Origin of the sequence: Massilia sp. CT11-108 (assembly GCF_047302915.1) — a bacterium.
Taxonomy (GTDB): domain Bacteria; phylum Pseudomonadota; class Gammaproteobacteria; order Burkholderiales; family Burkholderiaceae_D; genus Telluria; species Telluria orientalis.
Genome location: NZ_JBKYMO010000274.1, coordinates 1 through 7,684 on the forward strand (window position 1 = coordinate 1; position 7,684 = coordinate 7,684).

The following is a 7,684-nucleotide window of genomic DNA, read 5'->3' on the forward strand; positions in this document are numbered from 1 at the left end:
GTGTCCGGCCCGGTCAACTATACGTGGGGGCCGCCGCGCCGCCGCGCCCATGGACGAACCGTTCCACGTCGCCGACCCAGGCGATTTCCGCCACGAGCGGCCGGGCATCCGCGTTATGGGTGCTCAGGCGCCGCATGCGTGTTTCGGCCTGGATGGCGCGGTCGAAGCGGCGCGCCTTCAGGTCCGCCATCCACTGCGGCAGTTCCGCTTTCAGCAGGGCTTCCGTGGCCAGCGCCTTCACCTCCGCATTGTCCGGGTCGCGCGCGAGACGGTCGTCGGCGAGGCGGGCCGCGGTCGCGAAATCGCCGCGGTCGACGAGGCCCTGCAACGCCCGCTCCGGCGCGCCGGCCAGCTGGAACAGGAGGATGACAGCGATCACCAGCGCGCTCAATGTCATCAGCCAGCGGCGCAGGCGCGCGGGGTCGGCATCGCCGGCGGCGCCCATTGCATCCAGCAGGGCGGCCGTCATCAGGGCGGCCTGCCCGCGCTTGTCGTGCCTGATGCGGGCCGGTTCCGCAGAGGCGGGGTTCACCTCGTCTTCCTGCGCGCCGGGCAGCTCGTCGGCGCAAAAGATGTCGAGGAAGGAGCCGGCCGACGCGACGAACGTCGTGTGGTCCGCATCCATCGCCGCGGGGGAGGCCGCCGGCGGCAACGACACCCGCGTGACGGTCGGCTCGGGCCCGGCCTGTTCCCATTGCAGGCGCACGCGGTAGACGAAGTGATGACCGCCGAACGCGAGCACGTCGCCGTCCTCCAGCGCATGGGCGTGCTCGTCGAGCCGCACCGCACCGATGAAGGTGCCGTTCGTGCTGCCCAGGTCCTCCACGTACGGCACGCCCGCCTTGAGGAAGATGTGGGCGTGGCGGCGCGACAGATAGCCGACCTGGTGCGGCTCCTTCTCCTTGTAGCGCGCGAACGTATCGTCCACCTTGCTGATCAGGAAGGGAAAGCTGGTGATGACGATGGCTTCCAGTCCGAGGTCGGCACGCTCCGGTTCCAGCGTAAGGCTCGCGAGCCGGGCGGCCGGCGCCGCTGCCGGCGTAGACGCCTGCAGCCGCACCCGGTACGCGAGCACGCGCGCCAGGCCGACCTCGTCGCCGTCGTGCAGCCGCACGATGCCGTGTCGCACGGCGACACCGTTGACGGTGGTGCCGTTCTTGCTGCCCAGGTCGGCGATATACACGTCGCCACCCTCGACGAAGACGCGCGCATGGCGGCGCGACAAATCGGCCACGATCTCGGGCGGATACGCGGCGAACGGCGGCTCGGTGCGGCCGATGGCGAACAGGCCGTCGTCGATGGCGAGCGGACCGAGCTCGGGATGGTTCAGCGGTTCGAGCACGATGCCGACGCGTTGAAGAGGCGGTGCCTGCATCTTGCCGACCAGGACTTCGTCAGGCGCCATCGGAGCGTCTTTCAATGCTGCGCCGCATCGGCCACCTCCACCGGCGGCCAGCCGCCGCCCAGCGCCTTGTACAGTGTCACCGTATCGGACAGGATCTGCTGCTGGTTGGCGAGCAGCGCCAGCTGGGCCCCGAGCAGGGTGCGCTCGGTCTCGAACACTTCCAGCTGCGACGCCACGCCCTCCTTGCGCTGCGCATCCGTCGTGCTGGCCACGAGCCGCAACTGGTCGACCTGCTGCTGCAATTCTCCCCGCTGCTTCTTGTGCGCCTCCAGGTTGACGAGCGCATTTTCCACGTCTTCGAACGCGGCCATGACGGTCTGGCGATACGCCTGCTCCGCCACCTTCGTCTGCGCCTCGCTCGTGCGCACGCGCGCCTTCACGCCCGGGTCGAGAATCGGGAAATTAATGCTGGGCAGCAGCCCGAACGTGAACGATTTCAGCAAGGTCGACAGCGCGAAGCTGGACGTGCCGCCGCGCCCCGTCAGGCTGATCGACGGCAGTTGCGCCAGCTTGGCCTGCCCCGTCAGGTCGTACGCTTCCAGCACGCGATATTCGGCCGCGACGACGTCGGGCCGGCGTTTCAATAATTGCGACGGCAGGCCGCCCGGCACCTCGGGCACGCGCACCCGCTCCTGCAGGCGGCCGGCAGGCATCTGGAAGTCGCCGGCCGGTACGCCGATCAAGGTCGCCAGCGCATTGCCGGCCAGTGCGCGCAGGCGCTGTAATTCGATCAGCTCCGTACTCAGGCGGTTGACCTCGGCCGATTGCTGCAGCACACGCGTGTGCGGGATGAGGCCGTTCTGCTCCATCGCCTGGTACGTGGTGAGAATGTCGCGGTTGCGGGCCTGCGTCTGGCGCTGCTGGTCGATCTGTTCGTCGAATTGCAGGATCTGGAAATACGTCGTCGACACGTCCGACACGAGTTTCAGATAACCCGCGCGCCACTCGGCCTCGGTGGCGGAAAACTCGGCCTTCTGCGCCTGCACCCCCTTCTCGACCTTGCCCCAGATGTCGATGTCCCAGTTGGTCTGCGTGGCCAGGTTGAACTGCTTCGTGAACGGTTGACCCGTGACCTTCTGGAAGCTCGCGCCCGCACCCGCGTCGAGCGTGGGCAGCGCGCCGGCCCGCGCCTCTCCGATCTGCGCGTTGGCCACGCCGATGCGCGCGGCGAGCACGGCCAGGTCGAAATTGCCGGCGAGCGCGCGGCTGACGAGCTGGTCGAGGTAGGGATCGCGGAATTCGTGCCACCAGTCCGGCACGATCAGCTCCGTCTTGGACAGCGGCAAGCTGGCCGAGTTCGCCCACGCCGTCTTGGCCGGCACGGACGGCCGCGCGTACGGGCGCATGCCGACGTCCGCGCAGGCGGCAAGCAGCAGGGCGGCAACCAGGCAAAGGAGACGGCCGGTCATGGCGCCATCCATGCTCGGGCGTCGACGAACACCTGGAACAGGCGCGCATCGATATGCCCCGCGTCGCATTCCTCGTGCATCAGGTCCAGCGCCTGTTCCACGGGAACGGCCTTCTTGTACGGCCGGTCACCGGCCGTAAGTGCATCGTAGATGTCGCAGATCGTCAGGATGCGCGTCTGGATGCTGATCTGCGGCCCGCGCAGGCCCGACGGATAGCCGGACCCGTCCAGCTTCTCGTGGTGGCCGTGCGCGATCGCGGGCACGCCGGCCAGGTCTCTCGTCCACGGGATCAGGACGAGGAACGAATACGAATCCACCACGTGTTCCTCGATCTGGCGCCGCTCGTCCGCCGTCAGGCAGCCTTTCGCCAGGCTCAGCGCCGCCACCTCGTGGTCTTCCAGCAGCGCGAGCGGCTGGCCGTCCGGGTCGTGGCAGCCGTAGTGGACGATGTCGCGCAAATCGGGCAGGGCGCTGCTGCGCGAGATGGCGGGCTCGTTGGCGCTGCGGATCGTGGCGAGGAAGCCGTCGAGCCGCGCCGCTTCCTCGGCCAGGCGCGCATCGGCGGACTCCTTTTCGACCCGGAACGTCGCCGCGCTCCAGCCCTCGTCGATGTGGCGCTGCGCGAGCGTGTGATAGGCCTGGCGCTCCAGGCAGGCGCGTGCGTACAGGAAGCGTTGCTCCAGCAGGCGCATGTCGGCATGGTGCAGCTTTTTCTCCTTGCGCAGCACGTGCTCGCGCACACCGACCTTGCCGAAGTCGTGCAGCAGCGCGGCATAGCGGATCTCGCGCAACTGTTCGCGCGTAAAGGCAATACGGCGCACGTCCGGATCCTGCGCGCGGTCGAGCGCCATGGCGAGGCGCTCGGCATAGCTCGCCACGCGGAACGAGTGGCCGGCCGTGACGGGATCGCGCTCCTCGATCGCCTGCACGGACGCGCGCACGAAGCCGTCGAGCAGGCGTTCGATGTCGGAATACAGCTGGAAATTCTTGAGCGCGACGGCCGTTTCCGCGCACACGCCCGTAAGCAGTTCGAGGTCGGCCTCCTGGAACGCGCGCGGATCGGACGAGCTGTCGACCTGGATCAGCCCCAGCACTTCCTCGCCCACGATCAGCGGCGCGCACATGACGCTGCGGATCGCCTGGGCGACGATCGAATCCTGCGCGGCGAAGTGGCGGTCGGCCAGGGTATCGACGGACAGGATCGCGCGCTTCCTGCCCAGCACCTCGTCGACGATCGTGTGCGACAGGCGCGCCTGCCCCGGATCCTCGACCATGCCGTTGCGCCGCCGCGCCGCCACCGGCACGGGCGGGTCGCGTTCGTTCTGGCGCAGCAGGATGAACGCGCGCTCGGCCAGCGGGAACAGGTCGAAGATGAAATTCATGATCTTTTCCGTCAACGTCGCGCGGTCGGTGACGGCGCCCAGCGCGATGCTGACCTGGGCCATCGCATGCAGTTTCAGCACCGATTTCTCGAGCTCGCCGCGAGGCGCATCGCGCGGGCCGGCCGCCGGCACGTACTGGGTGGCGTCGACCGACTTCCTGATCACCGTCGGCATGCTGGCCGCGCCGGGTGCGACCAGCGAGCGGAACACGAGCTGGGTGGAGGCGAGCGCCAGTTCGTCGCCGTCGCCCAGCACGTGCCACGACCCGGGTTGCAGCCGCTCGCCATTGACGAACGTGCCGTTCGACGAGTGCAGGTCCTCGACCGACCAGGCCTCCCCGCGCCTCCGCACGCGCGCGTGGCGGCGGCTGATCGTGTGCAGCGGGATGCAGATGAACTGGTCGGACGCGAGCGCGTCCTGGCGATCGCGTCCGATCACGACCTCGTCGTGCAGCGGAAACAGCCGCGACCGGACGTCGCGCCCGCCCAGCAGCTCGAGATATGCGCTGACGCCGCCTTCCACGGGCGGTGCCGCATAGGGTTCCGGTGCCGGTTCGATCGCCATGTCGTCCTCGCCTTGAGACCTGTAAGACAGTGACGCCGCGCTACAGTTCGCAAATCATTTCACAGTGATCGTGATTGTTCTGGACTGGACGGACGGCTCGAACGTGACGTGCTGGTCGTCCCCCATGACGAGCTGCAGCGTGTGCCTGCCGGGCGGCAGCTCGATCGTCGTCTCCGTTTCTCCGGCGCCGAAGTGCAGGTGGTTGCGGTCGTTCGGAATCTCGACGCCCGGCTCCGGCGCGTCCGTGTCGATCAGCAGGTGGTGGTGCCCCGTATTCGGAAATTTCACGCCTTTCGGCGCAACGCCCATGTTGCGCAGGCCGAACCAGACGCGGATCGGCTTGCCGGATGCGACCACCTGGCCGTCGTTGGGCCAGCCGATGTACAGGTAGGCGTTGGGCGGCGCCGGCGTCGGCTCGGCGGCAGGAACTGAAACGGCGGCGGCGAGAAGGGCGGCTGCCAGTCGTATGCGCATGGGGGCTCCTGTTTCACTTGACCGTGACTGTAATCTTTTTCGAGTAGACCGGCGGATCGTGCGGAATATGATCCTTGTCGGCCAACAGCAGCTGCAGCGTATGCGAACCCGGCGGCAGTTCTATTCTCGCCTCCGTTTCGCCGGCGCCGAAGTGCAGGTGGTTGCGGTCGTTCGGCACGGCCTGGTCCATGTTCTCGGGCAGGTCGGTGTCGATCAGCAGGTGGTGGTGGCCCGTCTTCGCGATGTCCGTGCCCTTGGGCGCGACGCCCATGTTGCGCAAGCCCATCCGCACCCAGAACGCGTGACGGACGACCATGCCGTCGCTGGGCCAGATGAAATACACCAGCGCGCTCTCGGGCGACGGCGTGCGTGCGAGCACGGGCACGGCCTGCAATACCACCGCGCTCAGTATCAAGACAATTGTTTTGCGCATCGTCCTCTCCTGCCCGCCATGCGGGCCGCTGTTCCGGCAGCATCCGTCAACCGGGATGCATGGCACCTGTGCCAGAACAAACGTGCGGCCGGCACAATCGCGGCGGCCTGTGGTCTAAGCGGTTTCCTGACACTTGCGGAGGCGGCCTGTGTGGATGAGGCTCTTGATCCTGTGCAGCCTGATGGCACTGGCGGCCGTCGCGCCCGTGCGCGCGCATGGGTTGCCCACGACGTTCCAGGTGGCGGGCGTCCTGCCCAAGAACAGCGCCGAGCAGTTCGAGCTGGCGTTCTGGAATTCCGTCAAGGACAGCAAGCAGGTGGGCGACTACGAGGCTTACCTGCAGGCCTATCCGAAGGGACGCTTCGCCAGCCTGGCGCGCACGCGCATCCAGCAGCTGAAGGCGGCCCCGCCGCAGGCGCCCGCGCCCGCGCCCGCGAAGCCGGCCGGGAGCAAGCCCGCAGGCACCCAGCCGCAGACGAAGACCGTGCCGAAGCCGCCACCGCAATCGCAGCCAACCCGGCCGCCCGACAACAAGATACGCCCGGTGCCGGCACCCGTCGACGGCGGCCGTGAAGTGGCGCCCGCAGCGGGACCGGCCGGTTCCGTTGCCACGATGAAGGATTGCGACGTCTGCCCGTTGATGGTCGCGCTGTCGCCGCGGCCGTTCATGATGGGCAACAACAGCAGCGACCCGTCCGAGCGACCCGCGCACAAGGTGGCGTTGCACACGCCGTTCGCGATCGGCAAGTACGAGGTCACGGTGGGGCAGTGGAACCAGTGCGTCCGGGCCAGCGTGTGTCCGACGATGCCGTCGCTGGGCAACGTGCCCGAAAACCTGCCGATGCGCGACGTCAGCTGGGACGAGGCGCAGCTGTACCTCAAATGGCTGGGCACGGTGAGCGGGAAGCCGTACCGCCTGCCGACCGAGGCCGAGTGGGAATACGCGGCGCGCGGCGGCACCACGACCCGCTACTGGTGGGGGCAAGAGATGAAAGGCGGGAATTCGAGTTGCGAAGGCTGCGGCATGCCCTGGAGCGAGGAACGCCCGCCGCCGGTCGGCAGCTTCCCCGCCAATCCGTTCGGCCTGAACGACATGAACGGCAGCGTGTGGGAATGGGTGCAGGATTGCTGGCACAGCACGTACAAGGGGGCGCCCGCCGACGGTAGCGCCTGGGTCGACGGCAACTGCCAGGCGCGCGTCATCCGTGGCGGTTCGTGGCGCGAAAACGGCAGCTACATGCTGTCCACCACGCGTTTCAAATACGACGCCAGCGTGCGCCAGTCGCAGAACGGATTCCGGGTCGCGCGGTCGCTCGATTGACGGCTAGCGGCGCGCGTGCGTCGTGATCTGCAAAAAGTCGACGGCGATCGCGCCATGTGCCCCGGCGATCGCGGCGAGGCGCTCGTCCAGGGCGCGCAGATACGCCGATCCGGGTTCCGCATCCGGACGCAGCCCCTCGAACAGCGGCACGGACGTGGTCACCAGCACGAGCATCTCGGTGCCGAACGGCGGACCGATCACCCAGTTGCCGAGGCTGCCGATGGTGGCCGTGTAGCGCGGCGGCGCCAGGTTTTCGCGCGCGGCCGCATTGGGCAGCAGGTGGACGACGTTGCCGTCCAGGACGAAATAATCGACCGACACGTACGACTGGTAGTCCGGCGTGGCCACGTCGACCATCAGCGTATCGCCTGCCGCCAGGTTGCCGCCCCGGCCGCTGCCCGGGTTCAGGCGGAGCGCCACACCGGCCGTGCGGGACGCGACCCAGTAGCGGCCGAGGACGCGCATCAACGGGCACTTCGCATCGTCGACGTCGCGCAGGGTCAGCTCGACCCGCGTCACGCCCGGCAGAGCCGCCAGCATCGTCTTGAGGCGCGCCGGACCCACGCTGTGCGCGAGATAGCCCTGCACGCTCACGACACGCCCGTCGATGGCGGGCACGAGCGCCGAGCACGGCACGCCGGCCAGCACGGTGGAGACGGCCGCCAGGGTCGGCGGCGGCGCAGGCGCAGGGGGGGG

General features: G+C 68.4%; 7 protein-coding genes. 1 reads left to right on the top strand and 6 read right to left on the bottom strand.

Going from position 1 to position 7,684, the window contains the following annotated elements; genetic code table 11:
* Nucleotides 1–13 precede the first annotated feature (13 nt).
* Genes ACEN88_RS19925 through ACEN88_RS19945 form a run of 5 tightly spaced genes read right to left on the bottom strand, consistent with a single transcriptional unit; the run spans nt 14 to nt 5,667 of the window.
* Nucleotides 14–1,405: an FHA domain-containing protein gene (locus ACEN88_RS19925; RefSeq protein WP_413342314.1), complete on the bottom strand. Its 1,392-nt coding sequence runs from the start codon at nt 1,403–1,405 to the stop codon at nt 14–16.
* Nucleotides 1,406–1,416: 11 nt separating this feature from the next.
* Complete coding sequence (locus ACEN88_RS19930; RefSeq protein WP_413342316.1) at nt 1,417–2,814, bottom strand: efflux transporter outer membrane subunit; 1,398 nt, start codon at nt 2,812–2,814, stop codon at nt 1,417–1,419.
* Nucleotides 2,811–4,760 carry an HD domain-containing phosphohydrolase gene (locus ACEN88_RS19935; protein ID WP_413342318.1) on the bottom strand — a complete coding sequence of 650 codons (1,950 nt, stop codon included), beginning with the start codon at nt 4,758–4,760 and terminating at the stop codon, nt 2,811–2,813. Before ACEN88_RS19935 ends, ACEN88_RS19930 begins: the two co-directional genes overlap by 4 nt.
* A gap of 54 nt (nt 4,761–4,814) precedes the next feature.
* Nucleotides 4,815–5,234 (bottom strand): DUF4399 domain-containing protein, encoded by a 420-nt coding sequence (locus tag ACEN88_RS19940; protein ID WP_413342320.1) that lies wholly within the window; start codon nt 5,232–5,234, stop codon nt 4,815–4,817.
* 13 nt (nt 5,235–5,247) lie between these two features.
* Complete coding sequence (locus ACEN88_RS19945) at nt 5,248–5,667, bottom strand: DUF4399 domain-containing protein (protein ID WP_413342322.1); 420 nt, start codon at nt 5,665–5,667, stop codon at nt 5,248–5,250.
* 154 nt (nt 5,668–5,821) lie between these two features.
* Here ACEN88_RS19945 and ACEN88_RS19950 point away from each other — a divergent pair, with 154 nt between their 5' ends.
* Nucleotides 5,822–6,988 (top strand): formylglycine-generating enzyme family protein, encoded by a 1,167-nt coding sequence (locus ACEN88_RS19950; RefSeq protein WP_413342324.1) that lies wholly within the window; start codon nt 5,822–5,824, stop codon nt 6,986–6,988.
* Nucleotides 6,989–6,991: 3 nt separating this feature from the next.
* Here ACEN88_RS19950 and ACEN88_RS19955 read toward each other — a convergent pair.
* The coding region (locus ACEN88_RS19955; RefSeq protein ID WP_413342325.1) for a DUF4384 domain-containing protein at nt 6,992–7,684 on the bottom strand (693 nt) is incomplete at its 5' end.